The organism is Corticibacter populi, from assembly GCF_004217315.1.
Lineage (GTDB): Bacteria > Pseudomonadota > Gammaproteobacteria > Burkholderiales > Burkholderiaceae_C > Lampropedia > Lampropedia populi.
In genome coordinates this window covers 610796-624688 of the sequence record NZ_SGWR01000003.1, presented here as the reverse complement: position 1 = coordinate 624688, position 13893 = coordinate 610796, and the positions used below count along the sequence as shown (strand labels likewise).

Genomic DNA, 13893 nt, shown 5'->3' with positions numbered 1-13893 from the left:
TGCAAAGAGTCCTCTCGCCGCCTCATGCGGCCGGTGCATGCAGGCCCCGCTTGGCCGCCTCCCACTCGCCAGCAACGAGGTGCTCCAGCACCTGCTGCGAACGGTCGCAGGCCGCGTCGATGGCCGCGCGCTCGTCGGCTGGCGGCTTGCGCAGCACCCAATTGATCACTTCGGACTTCACACCGGGATGGCCAATGCCGATGCGCAAGCGCCAGAAGGCCGCCGAGCCCAACTGCGCCTGGATGTCCTTGAGCCCATTGTGTCCGGCGTGGCTGCCACCCTGCTTGAGCCGCACGTCCCCGGGCAGCAGATCCAGCTCGTCATGCACCACCAGGATCTGCTCGGGCTCGATGCGGTAGAAGCGCGCCAGCGCCGCCACGGCCTGCCCCGAGCGGTTCATGAAGGTCATCGGCTCGAGCAGCCACAGCGGCTGGCCTGCCACCTGCGCCTTGCCGACCAGGCCAAAGTAGCCCTTCTCCGGCGCCAGCCGGGCACCATGGCGCGCCGCCAAGGCATCGATCCACCAAAAGCCCGCGTTGTGGCGGGTCTGTGCGTATTCAGGCCCGGGATTGCCCAGGCCAACCAGTAGTTTCAGCATATGCGGGCATTATCGCCAAACCGGACTGGTACCGCACCGCCAGCAGCCATGGTGGCTGGCATTCTTTGGCACCGCCGGCTTTGCCGTGCCGCGTGGCACCATGGGTACCCTGTGACAAAAAAAAGCCTGTCGTCTCGTCAACGACAGGCCTTTTGCGGGATGCCTGGGGGACATGCCCCATGCACGCGAGCGGCATGCGGCACATCGGCATCGTCACTGCGCGCATCAGCGCAGGGCACATCACTCGGCGGCGGGTTCTTCCGTCGCGGCAGACGCGGCAGCTTCCTCAGCCGGAGCCGGCGCAACGGAAGCGAGCACCGGGTTGATGGCCAGCAGGCGCTTGGAGGCAGCCACGCCACGCGGCAGCTTGACATCGCGCAGGCGCACCACGGCGTTCTTCTTCAGGCCGCCCAGATCGACCGTGATGGCTTCGGGCAGATCGGCCGGCATGCAGCTGACCTCGATTTCGGTGGTGACCACGTTGAGCAGCTGACCATCATCCTTGACGGCCGGCGATTCCTCGGCGTTCACGAAGTGCAGCGGCACGCTCATGTGCAGGCGGGTGCGCTCGTCGACGCGCTGGAAATCCACGTGCAGCACCAGCTGCTTGTACGGGTGGTACTGCACGTCGCGCAGCAGCACTTTCTGTTGGCTGCCGTCGACCTCCAGATCCAGCACGCTGGAGTGGAAGGCTTCCTTCTGCAGCGCAAACCACAGCGGGTTGTGATCGAACTCGATCAATTGCGGCTCGGCCGAGCCACCGTAGATGATGCCGGGCGTGCGGCCCGAATTGCGCAGACGGCGGCTCGCACCCGTGCCCTGCTTTTCACGCTTGAATGCATTGATTTGCATGTCTTCTCTCCTGTCTGGGGCGGGCCGCGACCAGCTCCGCTCCGGTTGAAACAACATGGCCCAAGGCGGTGTGCCTCAGGCCATGCCACTGAAAAAATGATGCGCTCAGGACGACGCGTGGTCTTCCTGGAACAGGCTCATCACCGAGTCGCCACGCGCGATGCGCTGGATGGTCTCGGCGATCAGCGGTGCCACCGACAACTGCCGGATCTTGCTGCAGGCGCGCGCCGCCTCGGAAAGCGGAATCGTGTTGGTGACGACGACCTCATCGAGCGCGTCGCCGCCGGAGATGCGGTCGATGGCCGGACCCGAAAAGATCGGGTGGGTGCAATAGGCGTGCACACTCTTGGCACCACGCTCCTTGAGCACCTCGGCAGCCTTGACCAGCGTGCCGGCGGTATCGATCATGTCGTCCATCACCACGCAATTGCGCCCGTCGATGTCGCCGATGACGTTCATCACCTCGCTGACATTGGCCTTGGGGCGGCGCTTGTCGATGATAGCCAGATCGCAGCCGAGCTCCTTGGCCAGCGCACGGGCACGCACCACGCCGCCGACGTCGGGGGAGACGACGATCAAATCCTCGTACTGCTTCTGCGCGAGGTCATTGAGCAGCACCGGCGAGGCATAGATGTTGTCCACCGGGATGTCGAAAAAGCCCTGGATTTGGTCGGCATGCAGGTCCATGGTGAGCACGCGGGCCACACCGACGGTCTGCAGCAGATTGGCCACCACCTTGGCCGAGATCGGCACGCGGGTCGAGCGGGGTCGGCGATCCTGGCGGGCATAGCCGAAATACGGGATGACGGCGCTGATTCGCTCGGCCGAAGCGCGCTTGAGCGCATCGACCATGATCAGCAGTTCCATCAGGTTTTCGTTGGTCGGGGCACAGGTGGACTGCACCACGAACACGTCACGCGCCCGAACGTTCTGCTTGATCTCCACGGTCACTTCACCATCGGAAAAGCGGCCCACATGGGCCGCTCCCAGACTGATGCCAAGGTGGGTGGCGATCTCTTCGGCCATGCACGGATTGGCATTGCCGGTAAACACCAGAAAGTCGGGATGATTGCAGGAATTCATGGGACCGCCGCAGTACGTGGGGATAAAAGCGGATCAAAAGCGGTGACAGACGCAAACGCTGCGCGTCCTGTGCGAAGGTGATTGGATGAAAGCTAGGCCAATCAATGGCAGGGGAGGAAGGATTCGAACCCTCGAATGCCGGAATCAAAATCCGGTGCCTTAACCAACTTGGCGACTCCCCTACGCAAGACAGGACATATTGTCCTGTCTCAAAAACCGTTTTCTGCCCGATCCCACATGGGATGCACGGAAAGCCCTTGGCATATCCGCACCAGCCAGTCCGGCTCTGCATCTGCAATGATTTCCTGCAGTTGAAGACTTGAAAAGTCTTCAGGAATTCTTGCAAACACTGCGCTTCCTGAGCCTGTCATTCTAGCATGAAATCCGCGAGCATTGAGCCAATCGATGACTTTTTTAACTGGCGGGCAGATCAACTCTGCAACAGGCTGCAGGTCGTTTCTTCCGAACCCATACGCTGCAGCAGTAAAGCGCGAGATTGTAGCAGCATCTGTTTCGCGTTGCAGCGCCGGATGCGAAAAAATTTCCGCCGTCGCCAGGCCCACCGGCGGCTTGACGACGAGGAAGCGCGCTGGCGGCAATGCCGCCTCCCCCTCTAGGGGCGTGATCGCCTCGCCAATTCCTTCCACCCAGGCATTGTGTCCACCCAGGAAGAAGGGAACATCGGCACCCAATTGCAGGCCGATGGCCTGCAATTGGGCCGGCGCCAGGTGCAGGCCCCACAGGCGGTTGAGGGCCATCAGCGTGCTGGCCGCATCGGAAGAGCCGCCGCCCATGCCGGCCTGGCTCGGAATGCGCTTGTCGATCTGGATGTGCGCCCCCTGACGGCAGCCGGTGGCCTGCTGCAGGACGCGCGCGGCCCGCACGATCAGATCTTCGGCCGGCAGCGGCTCGCCCAGGTCCTCGCGGCTGATGCGCGCATCGCGCGGGCGGGTCTCGAAGTGCAACACGTCGCACCAGTCGATCAGCACGAAAACCGATTGCAGCAGGTGGTAGCCATCGGGGCGGCGACCGGTGATGTGCAGGAACAGGTTCAGCTTGGCTGGTGCCAACACATCGCGCAGATGCAAAGGTGCGCCTGCGGCCGGTGGCAAGGCTGCTGTCACAGCACCTCTTCCTCGCCATCGCCCGACTGCAGCACGATGCGCATGCGCGCCACGGGCAGCGGCTGCTGGCGCACCGCATCGATGCGACCACGTCCGTAACGGCTCAGGTCGACCTGCCAGCCGTCTTCCTCCACCGCATCCCCGGAGAGCCAGGCGAACAGCGCACGCACCGGAATCGGCGTGCCGAACACGTCGCGGACCAGGTTATCCAACGAGGCGTCGGCATATTCCTGCGAGCCGGCACGCAGATGCGCCAGGCGCTCGTTCCATTCCAGCCGGGCCATGATGGAGCCCAGCGGGTTGTAGACCTCCAGCGCGCCCTGTGCGGCACTGCCGCGCAGGTAGAAGCTGGCAATATAGGATTCGCTGCGCTCTTCCTCGGTGTGAATGGAGATGCGGCCGCGCCAGATGCCCTGATGCAGCACATAGGGCCGGCGCGGCCCGAACAGCTCACAGCCCGCCAGCAGCACCGCGCCACCGGCGGCCACCCCGGTGCGCAGCCAGCGCCGGCGCGACCAGCCGGCCGCCGCAGGTGCCAGCGCTGCGCTTCCAGCACGATCGCCAACACGCATCACGGCGCCTCCTGCTGCAGCAGCTCGCCCGCTCCCAGGCGCTGCACGGTCTCACGCAGCGTGGCGTTGTCGCGATTGAGCTTGAGGCCCTCGGCCCAGATGGCACGCGCCGCGTCGCGCTCCTGCAGTTGCCAGAGCACTTCGCCCAGATGCGCGGCGATCTCGGCGTCGGGCTGCTGCCCAAAGGCCTGTTGCAGCAACTCGCGCGCGCGCGGCAGGTTGCCTTCGCGAAACTCCAGCCAAGCCAGGCTGTCGGTGATGTAGGGATCGCCAGGCGCAGCCTGCAGGGCCTTTTCGATCAACCGGCGTGCCTCGCGCAGGTGCACGCCCCGGTCGGCGTAGGAGTAGCCCAGCGCATTCGAGGCATGGTGGAAATCGGGCGAGCGGCGGATGATGGTGCGCAGCATGCGCTCCATGCTCGGCACATCGCCGATGCGCTCAGCCAGCATGGCCTGGTCATACAGCAGCTCATCGTCATCGGGATCGGCCTCGACCAGCTTGCTCTGCAGCGCATAGGCATCCTGATACAGGCCATGCTGACGCAGCAGTTGCACCTCGGCCTGGGCCTTGAGACGCTCGGTCTCGGCATCGTCCGCAGGCACGCTGCGGATCAGCGCACGCGCGGCATCCATCTGGCCGCTGCCGGCCAGCAGCGAGGCGCGGCGCAACTGGGCACGCAGTATCTCGGCCGGATCGTCCACCAGGTCGAGCCAGCGCGAGGCTTCCACCGCGTCGTTCTGCTGCTCGGCGATCTGCGCACGCAGCAGATAGGACTCGTTCATGGCCCGGCTCTTGAGCGTGGTATCCGGCACGTTCTCCATCAGCATCTCGAAGTGGTCCAACGCCAGCCCGGCCTCGGCGAACTGCCCCAGGCCCGTGTGCAAGGCACCCTTGGCCAGCCAGGCCTCGGGCATGCCGGCATCGCGCTCGGTCAGCTTGTCCAGCACCAAGAGGGCCTGCTGGCTGTCCTGCTGCGCGATCAGGAGCCGCGAATACGCCAGCAGGAACTGGGGCGTGGGCGCCTCGCTGGCGGCATAGGCCCGCAGGATCGGCTCGACCTGCTGCTGCCCCTGCGCCAGCAGTTCCATGGCCAGGAAAGCGACGCCGGAGGACTGCGGGTTCAGCGCATGGGCTTCCTGCAGGGTCTGCAAGGCCTTGGCGCCATCGCCTGCCTGCAGCTGGAGGCGACCGACCACAGCGAGGGCATCGGCGCGCCAGGGCGAGCCTACCGCCAGTTCGCGCTCGAGCGCGGCCTCGACCACCGTGAGCACCTGGTGCTTGTCGGGCGCACGCTGGTAGACGAACGGGATGGCGTACAGGCTCTCGGCCTTCTCGTCGTCGGGCATCAGAAACAGCTCGTGCTTGAGATGCCACTGCGTCTGCGGAATCTGGTTGAGCGCCAGCAGCACCTGCAGCACCGCCTTGTTGGCGTCGCGGGAATCCGGGTCGGACTGCTGCCAGGCCTGCGTGGCGCGCAGCGCGCGCTGGCCATCCTGCGCATGGAACGCCGCCTCGGCGGCACGCTCGAACAGGTCGGGCTGCCCCAGGGTCTGCGCCGCGCGCATCAACAGCTCGTAGCTGGAGACGTAGTCGCCGGATTGGCCCAGCAGTTCAGCCACCAGCACCTCATAGAACGTCTCGGCTGCCGCTCTTGGCGACAGCGCCCGCGAGGCCACCGCCTGCTCGACGGACTGGCCGGATTCGACCACGGCCTGCGGCGCGGTCGTGGACGTTGCCGCAAGCAGCGGCGATGAGGCCTGGCAGCCGCTGCTGAGCAGCACGGCGCCCAGAGTCAAGGACAGGAGAAGGGGGTGATGGTGTGCGCGCATCCGAAGATAATAATCGGAAACGCACCCATCGGCGGGTGAGCCGCCAGCGTACGCACGGGTCTGCACGGACTTGATGCCACGGCCGTCGCCCACACATGAAGGGCAGTCATCCAACCCACCGCCCCCTTGCCATGCCAGAACTCCCGGAAGTCGAAGTCACCCGCCTGGGCATTGCCCCCGCCGTCACCGGCCAGCGGCTCGAAGCCCTGCGACTTGGCAAACCGCTGCGCTGGCCGCTGGGTTGCGCGCCGGAACAGCTCGCCGGCAGCACCATCGAAGGCGTGCGCAGGCGCGGCAAATACCTGTTGTTCGATCTCGATGGCGGACGCCTTCTGATGCTGCACCTGGGCATGTCCGGCAGCGTGCGCATCCTGCCCAGGAACCTGCCCTTTGGCCCGCACGACCATGTGGACATGGTGTTTGCCGGGTATCTGCTGCGGCTGCATGACCCGCGCCGCTTCGGTGCCCTGGTGTTTGCCGAGAGTGCCGATGCGCCACTGGTGCGCAAACTGCTTGCCGGCCTGGGCGTCGAGCCCCTGAGCGAAGACTTCACCGTCGAGGCCCTGGCCCGCGGCCTGCGCCAGCGCAGCCTCAGCATCAAGCAGGCGCTGCTGGCCGGCGATGTGGTGGTGGGCGTGGGCAACATCTATGCCAGCGAGGCACTGTTCCTGGCCGGCATCCGCCCCACCACGCCCGCCGGGAAAATCAGCCGCCTGCGGCTCGCTCGCCTGCATGCAGCCATCGTTCAGGTGCTCTCCGAGGCGGTGCGCAGGGGCGGCAGCAGCCTGCGCGATTTCACGGCCGCCGATGGCAGCCACGGCCACTTCCAGCTCAGCGCCAACGTCTATGGCCGCCAGGGACAGCCTTGCCGCCAGTGCGGCAGTCCCATCCGCCAGATCGTGCAGGGCCAGCGCAGCACCTATTACTGTCCACATTGCCAGCGCTGATCCGCTGATCCGCTGATGCGTGGCCGCGCGGCGGCCACGATCGGCACGTAATCAGGCCCCCACCGCCACTGGGCGGGCCGGATCGCTGCACCACTCGCTCCAGCTGCCGGCATAGAGTGCGCTGCCGGAGAGGCCGGCGCGCTCCATCGCCAGCAGATTGACGCAGGCCGACACCCCGCTACCGCACTGGTGTATCACCTGCCCGGACGCGCGGCCGGCCAGCAAGGCCTCGAACTCGCTGCGCAGCTGCCCGGCCGGTTTGAAAAGGCCGGCCTCCAGGTTGTCGGTGAACGGCCGGTTGACGGCGCCGGGAATGTGGCCCGCCACCCGATCGAGCGGCTCGACCTCGCCGCGGAAGCGCTCGGGCGCGCGCGCATCGAGCAGATACTGGCGCCCATCACCGAGCGCCTGCAGCACCGTGCCGGCATCGCGCAGCATGCCGGTCTGCACATCCGGCACGAAATGCGCGGGCGCCGGCGCCTTGGGCGTGCCGATCTCGATCGGCCGGGCCTCGCGCTGCCACTGGGCGGAGCCGCCATCGAGCACCTGCACGGCCGTGTGCCCGAGCCAGCGCAGCATCCACCACAGGCGTGCGGCAAACATGCCAACGCCCTGGTCGTAGGCAACCACATGGCTGTCATTGCCAATGCCCGCGCGGGCCAGCGTCTGCGCGAAGGCCTGCGGCGTGGGCAACGGATGGCGCCCATTGCGGCCATCCGGCGCGGCCGACAGATCATCGTCGAGCGAGAGGAAGATGGCGCCCGGGATGCGCCCCTGCCGGTAGGCCTGGCGGCCCCAGGCCGGATCGGCCAGCTCGTGGCGGCAATCGACCAGCACCAGGCGGCGCGCCACGCCATGGGCCTGCCACTCGGCCAGTTCCTGGCAGCTGAGCACGGGGGAAACGGGGCTGGGCATCGGTTGGAGTCCTTAGAACCTGTTGACGATATTTTCGCGGGCCACGTTGCCCCGGCAGGCGATGCGATGCAAGGCGCAAACCGCAGTCGGGCCGGTGGCCCGGCGAGGATTTGTCACACCGCAGCGCGCGCCTGCCGGGACAACCCGAAGGGCAGGAGGTCAAAAATGCATCAGGCGGCGTTGCCCACTGCATTTTTGACCTCCTGCGTGACCCACGAAAATATCGTCAACAGGTTCTTATGGAATGCGTGCGGTTCGCCACGCATGATACAGGCCGGACAAGACATTCCAGCTGTCGGCATGCCCTATGCATCCGCGCTGCGATCCGTGTCATCATGGCACCTTGAACACCGGTTCAAAGTATTTTCACGGATTGCGCACCCAGTCCCTCACACCACATGCAGACACGACCCGAACTCTCGGATGAAGACCTGATGCTGGCTTACGCGGCAGGCGACATGGCCGCGTTCGACACCTTGTACGCGCGCCACGAAACCGGCATGCTGCGTTTCGTCGCCCGCCTGCTGGGCCGCCCGCTGCAGGCGCAGGTCGAGGAAGTCTTCCAGGAAGCCTGGCTGCGCATCGTCACCGCACGCGCCAGCTTCCAGCCGCAAGGGGCACGCTGGCGCACCTGGGCCTTCACCATCGCCCACCATGCCAGCATGGACTGCCTGCGCCGCACCGGCCGCCAGCGCCAGGTGGAAGTGGCACTGCCCGATGTGCATGCCGATGATGCCCAGTGGGGCCAGACACCCGAGGAGCAGGCCATGCGCCTTGACCCCGCGGCGCTGCAGCAGGCCCGAGCCTGCTCGACCGAGGAGTGCGTGTTCTGGCGCGCCGCCGGCCAGCGGCTGATGCATTGTCTGGAGGAACTGCCCGAGGAGCAGCGCGCCGCCTTCCTGCTGCGCCACCAGGAAGACTGGAGCCTGCAGGAACTGGCCGAGCACCTGAACCTCGCTTTCGAGGCCGTGCGCAGCCGCCTTCGCTATGGCAACCAGAAGCTGCGCCATTGCATGCGCAGCTACCTGCAGGCGCTGGAGGGCGTGGCATGACTGAACGCCCTGCCCCGCCCGAGCGGGACCACGCTGCGCCAACGCTGGATGGCGCCCAGGAAGCAGCGCTGCACGCGTTCTGGCGCCAGGCACTGGCCAACGCCCCGGCACCCGAAGGGCTGCCAGCCCCCGATGCAATGCCCGCCATGCGCGCTCGCATCCATGCCGCGGCACGGCAGGCCCTGGCAGCGGAACCTGCGGCACCGAATGCTCCCGCCGCGTCCTCCCGGACACCACTACCGCCGCTCTGGCAACGATGGCGCCAATGGCTGCGACCATCCGGTCATGGCTGGGGCCAGCCTTTCACCGCCAGCCTGGCCACGGTGGCACTGGCCAGCCTGGTCCTGCTGCTCTGGTATGAGCGCAAGCCACCGCAACCATGGTCGGAGGCTGCGCCGGAACGGCAGGAAGCCGAACCCGCCATGGCGGCGGCCAGCGCCCCTGCCCCGGTCATCACGCCTTTCGCCAAGGCCGATGACACGGTACGACAGGCGCCTGCCGCGCGCGCGCCGGCCGCCGTTGCGCAAGTCACGTCACCCATGGCTGCGCGCATGCCGGCGCCAGCGGCACCAGCAGCAGCCACGCCGCAACTCCGTCTGCTGCCCGCCATCGTGCAATCGGCCACTGCCATGCAGTGGCGGCCGCCAGATTCCGGTCCAGCCGCAAAACAACCGGTACCGGCGGACTCGCTGGAGGCGATCCGGGCCGGCTTGCTGGCTGCGCTCGAAACAGCCCAGCCGGGGACATCACAGGCACTAGAGACAGCCTCGGCCCCGCAGGTCGGCAACAACAGAACGGAGGGGCATCCATCCAACCGGGGCGCCGCACCTCCGGAGCGCGAGTCGGCAGGCCCCACCATCGAACTTCAGTCACCGCATGGACTGCTACAGGCGCACATCGGGCTGCAAGCCATTCTCTGGCAGCGCCCCGGGCTGGAGCAGGCGTGGATTTCACCACTGACACCCGGAGCCCGCCGCAAGCTGCTCGAAGCACTCGTACCGGACCATCCACTGCCCGCCCTGGAGCCAGCGCCGTGAAAACACCCGTTCATCGTTCATGATCGGCGCATGAACGGGCCTGCGGAGCAGGTCCCAAAAAAAGAAAAGAAAAAGGCGCCGCGGTCAGCAGCGCCTTTGCCCTGGATCCTGTGGGTGCTCAGTCTTCCAGTCGCACTTCCACGCGGCGCGCCTCGGCAGCGTTGCCGGTGCCCGTCAAGGCTTCGGGCTTGCGCAGCTCCAGACGCTCGGCGGGAACGCCCAAAGCCACCAGTTGCTCGCGCACGGCTTCGGCGCGTTGCTTGGCCAGCGCCTCGTTGATCTCGGCATTGCCGCTGGCATCGGTGTAGCCGGAGATGATGGCGCGCTTGCCCGAATTGGTGGCGGTGATCACGTCCAACAGGGCCTCGGCGGCACCGGGGGCGATGTCGGCCTTGCCCACGGCGAAGTAGAACTTGACGACGCCATCCTCGACCACCACGCGGGCCTCGTCATCGGCTGCGGCAGTTTCGCCAATTTCGGCGGTTCCGGCCGCCGGGACAGCAACGGCCACCGTTTCGCTGACATCCACGGCGGATTGTTCGCCGGCAGCCACCTGGGTGATGTCCACTTCCTCACGCTCGACCACCACCGCCCCCGTCGGCGTCGTGCCGACGGTCTCGACCACCACGGTCTCGGTGCCGGTGCTGCCAGCCGGCTGCTTGCCCACGACCGTGGAAGCGCCAAACCAGACCACGCCACCGACCACCGCGGCAATCAGGGCCGAGACGAGCAGCAGAGCCACGCGTGTTTCACTGTCCTTTTGTTCTGCCATTCTTGCAAATCCCCATCTGTGTGTTCATGAAAAATCCTGGCCGGCATTGTATGCGCTCGCGCCGCGCCCGCCCGATTCTGGGACATGGCGGCGCCGCGCCTGCCGGGCAAAGGCCGGCCGGTGGGGATTTCATGCACAATCGCCTCCTTCGGTGCCCTGCGGCACCCACCGCCTGAAACTATGCAAACACCTTATGAATGGTCCATGGGCTGGCGCTACACCCGTGCGGGACGCACCAGCCGCAGCAAGGGCCTGCTCTCTTTCGTGGCCAGCATCTCGGCCATCGGCATCGCGCTGGGCGTTGCGGCGCTGATCATCGTGCTCAGCGTGATGAACGGCTTCCAGCGCGATGTGCGCGACCGCATGCTCAGCGTCGTCTCCCACATCGAGATATTCGCACCCGCCGGTGGCGTGCTGCCGGACATCGAACGCACCACCCGCCAGGCCCTGCAGAACCCCGAAGTGGTGGGAGCGGCGCCCTTCGTCTCGGCGCAGGGCCTGATCGCGCACGGCGAGGACATGCGCGGCGTGATGGTGCGCGGCATCGACCCGGCGCTGGAGCCGCAGGTCACCGACCTGGCCACCGCCATGCCGTCCGAGGTGCTGCAGCGCCTGCAGCCGGGCACCTTCAACATCGTACTCGGCAAGGTGCTGGCCGAGCAACTCGGCGTCAAGGAAGGCGCCAAGGTCACGGTGGTCGCCCCTTCGGGCCAGGTCACGCCGGCCGGGGTGATACCGCGCCTCAAGCAGGTCACGGTGGTGGGTACCTTCGACTCCGGCCACTACGAGTACGACTCCTCGCTGGCCATGCTGCACTACGAGGATGCCCAGCGCATCTTCCGGCTGGAAGCTCCAACCGGCATCCGTCTCAAGCTCCGGGACCTGCACAAGGCACCGCAGGTCGTGCAGCAGCTGGCCCAGACGCTGACCGACCCGCTGCTGCTCAAGGACTGGACCATGCAGAACCGCAACTGGTTCGTCGCCGTGCAGCTGGAAAAACGCATGATGTTCATCATCCTCTCGATCATCATCGCGGTCGCCGCCTTCAACCTGGTCGCCACACTGGTGATGACGGTGGCCGACAAGCGCGCCGACATCGCCATCCTGCGCACACTGGGCGCCACCTCCGGCTCCATCATGGCGATCTTCGTCGTGCAGGGCGCGATGGTCGGCATCATCGGCACATTCGCCGGGCTGCTGCTGGGCCTGCTGGTGGCTTTCAACATCGACGTCATCGTGCCCTTCATCGAACGCCTGCTGGGCTTCCAGATCCTGCCCCAGGACGTCTACCTCGTCAGCGAGATTCCCAGCGCCCCGCAGCTGGGCGACATCGTCTCGATCTGCCTGGTGGCACTGGTGCTGTCCTTCATCGTCACCCTGTACCCGAGCTGGCGCGCCAGCCGCATCAACCCGGCGGAGGCGCTGCGCTATGAGTGAGAAACCCGTCATCCTCTCCGCCCGCAATGTCGTCAAGCGTTTCGTCGAGGGGCCACTGGACGTCACCGTGCTCAAGGGCCTGAGCCTGGACGTGCATGCCGGCCAGACACTGGCCATCGTTGGCGCCTCCGGCTCGGGCAAGAGCACGCTGCTGCACATTCTCGGCGGCCTGGACAAACCCACTTCCGGCAGCGTGCAACTGCAAGGCCAGGCCCTCGAGGCCATGAACGCCAACCAGCGTGGCGTGATGCGCAACCGCAAGCTCGGCTTCGTCTACCAGTTCCACCACCTGCTGCCCGAACTGACGGCGCTGGAGAACGTTGCCATGCCGCTGCGCATCCGCCGCGCCAGCCACGAGGAGTGCGTGCGCAAGGCCAGCGCCATCCTGCAGAAGGTGGGCCTGGGCGAGCGCCTGCAGCACCGCCCCGCCGAACTCTCCGGAGGCGAGCGCCAGCGCGTGGCCCTCGCCCGCGCGCTGGTGACCGAGCCGATCTGCGTTCTGGCCGACGAACCCACCGGCAACCTCGACCGCGAGACCGCCGATGCCGTGTTCGCGCTGATGCTCGAACTCGCGCGCGACCACGGCACCGCTTTCGTGCTGGTCACCCATGACGCGGATCTGGCCGCCCGCTGCGACCGCCAGTTGCGCATGGCCTCGGGTGTTCTCGGCGAGGCGCACTGAAAACCCGCCGCTGCCACAGTCCAAGGGAAGCTCTGCTATCTTCGGACTTTTGAATCTGACAAGGATACAGGCATGCGAATCGGAGTCATGGGAGCGGGCGCCGTCGGTTGCTATTACGGTGCGCTGCTGGCACGCGCCGGCCATGCGGTGACTCTGATTGGTCGTCCGGCGCTGGTCACGGTGGTGCGGCAGGAAGGCCTGCGGCTGCAGCGCGCCGATCTGGATGTGCAGGTGGCCATGCAGGCTTCGCAGGAGCCCGCCGCGCTGGCCGACGCGGAACTGGTGCTGTTCTGTGTCAAGTCCAGCGATTCGGAAGCTGCCGCACGGGCCCTCGAGGATACGCTCGCCCCGCAGGCGGTGGTGTTGTCGCTGCAGAACGGGGTGGACAATCCCGAGCGCATCCGCGCCATCCTGCCCAATCCGGTGGTGCCCGCGGTGGTCTATGTGGCCACCGAGATGGCCGGCCCCGGCCACGTGCTGCACCATGGCCGGGGCGAACTGATTGCCGGGCCCTGGGAAGGCTGTGATGCCGCGCAGACGCAGTTTGCTGAAGCGGGCATCCCGCTCGCCATCGACGCCGAGGTGGTGCAAAGGCAGTGGCAGAAGCTCATCATCAACTGCGCCTACAACGCGCTCTCGGCCGTCGCCCAGGTCAACTACGGGCAATTGGTACAGACCGAAGGCGTGGCCCGGCTCATGCAGGACGTGGTGGACGAGTGCCTGGCCGTCGCTGCCGCCCAGGGCCTGGCACTGACCCACCCCGGCATGGATGCGGTGCTGGGCCTGGCGCGCGGGATGGCGGGGCAGCACTCCTCCACCGCGCAGGATCTGGCACGCGGCAAGCCCACCGAGATCGAGTACATCAACGGCCACATCGTCCGCCTGGGCGAACGGCTGGGCGTGGCCACGCCCGCCAACCGGGCGCTGCTGGTGATGGTGCGCGTGCTTGAGAACAAGGCCGTGCACTGAGCGTCACAGCAGAACGCCATCTCC

Annotated in this window: 14 protein-coding genes and 1 tRNA gene; 6 read left to right on the top strand and 9 right to left on the bottom strand. The window is 66.7% G+C overall.

The features are described from left to right. Nucleotides 1–22 precede the first annotated feature (22 nt). The 7 genes from pth to EV687_RS13675 all read right to left on the bottom strand — a co-directional run bounded on the left by pth (nucleotide 23) and on the right by EV687_RS13675 (nucleotide 6025). Nucleotides 23–598: an aminoacyl-tRNA hydrolase gene (gene pth / locus EV687_RS13705; protein ID WP_122227539.1), complete on the bottom strand. Its 576-nt coding sequence runs from the start codon at nucleotides 596–598 to the stop codon at nucleotides 23–25. Between the two features lie 240 nt (nucleotides 599–838). Further along, nucleotides 839–1450 (bottom strand): 50S ribosomal protein L25/general stress protein Ctc, encoded by a 612-nt coding sequence (locus EV687_RS13700; protein ID WP_122227541.1) that lies wholly within the window; start codon nucleotides 1448–1450, stop codon nucleotides 839–841. Nucleotides 1451–1555: 105 nt separating this feature from the next. Further along, nucleotides 1556–2533 carry a ribose-phosphate pyrophosphokinase gene (locus EV687_RS13695; RefSeq protein WP_122227543.1) on the bottom strand — a complete coding sequence of 326 codons (978 nt, stop codon included), beginning with the start codon at nucleotides 2531–2533 and terminating at the stop codon, nucleotides 1556–1558. Nucleotides 2534–2638: 105 nt separating this feature from the next. Further along, nucleotides 2639–2715 (bottom strand) — tRNA-Gln (locus tag EV687_RS13690). Nucleotides 2716–2742: 27 nt separating this feature from the next. Continuing rightward, on the bottom strand, nucleotides 2743–3621 hold the full coding sequence (gene ispE / locus EV687_RS13685; protein WP_122227546.1) for a 4-(cytidine 5'-diphospho)-2-C-methyl-D-erythritol kinase: 879 nt from the start codon (nucleotides 3619–3621) through the stop codon (nucleotides 2743–2745). A 32-nt stretch (nucleotides 3622–3653) separates the two neighbouring features. Further along, nucleotides 3654–4229 carry a lipoprotein insertase outer membrane protein LolB gene (locus EV687_RS13680; protein ID WP_122227550.1) on the bottom strand — a complete coding sequence of 192 codons (576 nt, stop codon included), beginning with the start codon at nucleotides 4227–4229 and terminating at the stop codon, nucleotides 3654–3656. Beyond that, a complete protein-coding gene (locus EV687_RS13675; protein ID WP_162846571.1) occupies nucleotides 4229–6025 on the bottom strand; it encodes a tetratricopeptide repeat protein in 1797 nt (598 codons plus the stop codon). Before EV687_RS13675 ends, EV687_RS13680 begins: the two co-directional genes overlap by 1 nt. Before the next feature lie 164 nt (nucleotides 6026–6189). Between EV687_RS13675 and mutM the strand changes: the two genes are divergently transcribed. Further along, nucleotides 6190–7005 carry a bifunctional DNA-formamidopyrimidine glycosylase/DNA-(apurinic or apyrimidinic site) lyase gene (gene mutM, locus EV687_RS13670; protein WP_122227556.1) on the top strand — a complete coding sequence of 272 codons (816 nt, stop codon included), beginning with the start codon at nucleotides 6190–6192 and terminating at the stop codon, nucleotides 7003–7005. Between the two features lie 51 nt (nucleotides 7006–7056). On the opposite strand, the gene EV687_RS13665 is transcribed toward mutM, so the two are convergent. After that, a complete protein-coding gene (locus EV687_RS13665; RefSeq protein ID WP_122227559.1) occupies nucleotides 7057–7920 on the bottom strand; it encodes a sulfurtransferase in 864 nt (287 codons plus the stop codon). Nucleotides 7921–8318: 398 nt separating this feature from the next. Between EV687_RS13665 and EV687_RS13660 the strand changes: the two genes are divergently transcribed. Next, nucleotides 8319–8972, top strand: a complete 654-nt coding sequence (locus EV687_RS13660; RefSeq protein ID WP_122227563.1) for a sigma-70 family RNA polymerase sigma factor — start codon at nucleotides 8319–8321, stop codon at nucleotides 8970–8972. Beyond that, nucleotides 8969–10009: a hypothetical protein gene (locus EV687_RS13655; RefSeq protein WP_122227565.1), complete on the top strand. Its 1041-nt coding sequence runs from the start codon at nucleotides 8969–8971 to the stop codon at nucleotides 10007–10009. The genes EV687_RS13660 and EV687_RS13655 overlap by 4 nt, the downstream gene beginning before the upstream one ends. A gap of 118 nt (nucleotides 10010–10127) precedes the next feature. Here the strand turns inward: EV687_RS13655 and EV687_RS13650 are convergent, their stop codons facing one another. Further along, nucleotides 10128–10781 (bottom strand): OmpA family protein, encoded by a 654-nt coding sequence (locus EV687_RS13650; RefSeq protein ID WP_122227569.1) that lies wholly within the window; start codon nucleotides 10779–10781, stop codon nucleotides 10128–10130. 180 nt (nucleotides 10782–10961) lie between these two features. On the opposite strand from EV687_RS13650, the gene EV687_RS13645 reads away from it, so the two are divergent. From EV687_RS13645 to EV687_RS13635, 3 genes are all read left to right on the top strand, one after another. Then, the gene (locus EV687_RS13645) at nucleotides 10962–12218 is read left to right on the top strand and encodes a lipoprotein-releasing ABC transporter permease subunit (RefSeq protein WP_122228918.1); all 1257 of its coding nucleotides are present in this window, start codon (nucleotides 10962–10964) and stop codon (nucleotides 12216–12218) included. Continuing rightward, complete coding sequence (gene lolD, locus EV687_RS13640; protein WP_122227572.1) at nucleotides 12211–12900, top strand: lipoprotein-releasing ABC transporter ATP-binding protein LolD; 690 nt, start codon at nucleotides 12211–12213, stop codon at nucleotides 12898–12900. The genes EV687_RS13645 and lolD overlap by 8 nt, the downstream gene beginning before the upstream one ends. Before the next feature lie 72 nt (nucleotides 12901–12972). Next, nucleotides 12973–13869, top strand: a complete 897-nt coding sequence (locus tag EV687_RS13635; protein ID WP_122227574.1) for a ketopantoate reductase family protein — start codon at nucleotides 12973–12975, stop codon at nucleotides 13867–13869. The last annotated feature ends 24 nt before the right edge of the window (nucleotides 13870–13893 follow it).

Excerpts from the sequence above, each read along its gene's own strand:
- mutM (WP_122227556.1), top strand. The coding sequence starts at position 6,190 with ATGCCAGAACTCCCGGAAGTCGAAGTCACCCGCCTGGGCATTGCCCCC.
- EV687_RS13700 (WP_122227541.1), bottom strand. The coding sequence starts at position 1,450 with ATGCAAATCAATGCATTCAAGCGTGAAAAGCAGGGCACGGGTGCGAGC.
- EV687_RS13665 (WP_122227559.1), bottom strand. The coding sequence starts at position 7,920 with ATGCCCAGCCCCGTTTCCCCCGTGCTCAGCTGCCAGGAACTGGCCGAG.
- lolD (WP_122227572.1), top strand. The coding sequence starts at position 12,211 with ATGAGTGAGAAACCCGTCATCCTCTCCGCCCGCAATGTCGTCAAGCGT.
- EV687_RS13655 (WP_122227565.1), top strand. The coding sequence starts at position 8,969 with ATGACTGAACGCCCTGCCCCGCCCGAGCGGGACCACGCTGCGCCAACG.
- EV687_RS13660 (WP_122227563.1), top strand. The coding sequence starts at position 8,319 with ATGCAGACACGACCCGAACTCTCGGATGAAGACCTGATGCTGGCTTAC.
- pth (WP_122227539.1), bottom strand. The coding sequence starts at position 598 with ATGCTGAAACTACTGGTTGGCCTGGGCAATCCCGGGCCTGAATACGCA.
- EV687_RS13695 (WP_122227543.1), bottom strand. The coding sequence starts at position 2,533 with ATGAATTCCTGCAATCATCCCGACTTTCTGGTGTTTACCGGCAATGCC.
- EV687_RS13650 (WP_122227569.1), bottom strand. The coding sequence starts at position 10,781 with ATGGCAGAACAAAAGGACAGTGAAACACGCGTGGCTCTGCTGCTCGTC.
- EV687_RS13645 (WP_122228918.1), top strand. The coding sequence starts at position 10,962 with ATGCAAACACCTTATGAATGGTCCATGGGCTGGCGCTACACCCGTGCG.
- EV687_RS13680 (WP_122227550.1), bottom strand. The coding sequence starts at position 4,229 with ATGCGTGTTGGCGATCGTGCTGGAAGCGCAGCGCTGGCACCTGCGGCG.
- EV687_RS13635 (WP_122227574.1), top strand. The coding sequence starts at position 12,973 with ATGCGAATCGGAGTCATGGGAGCGGGCGCCGTCGGTTGCTATTACGGT.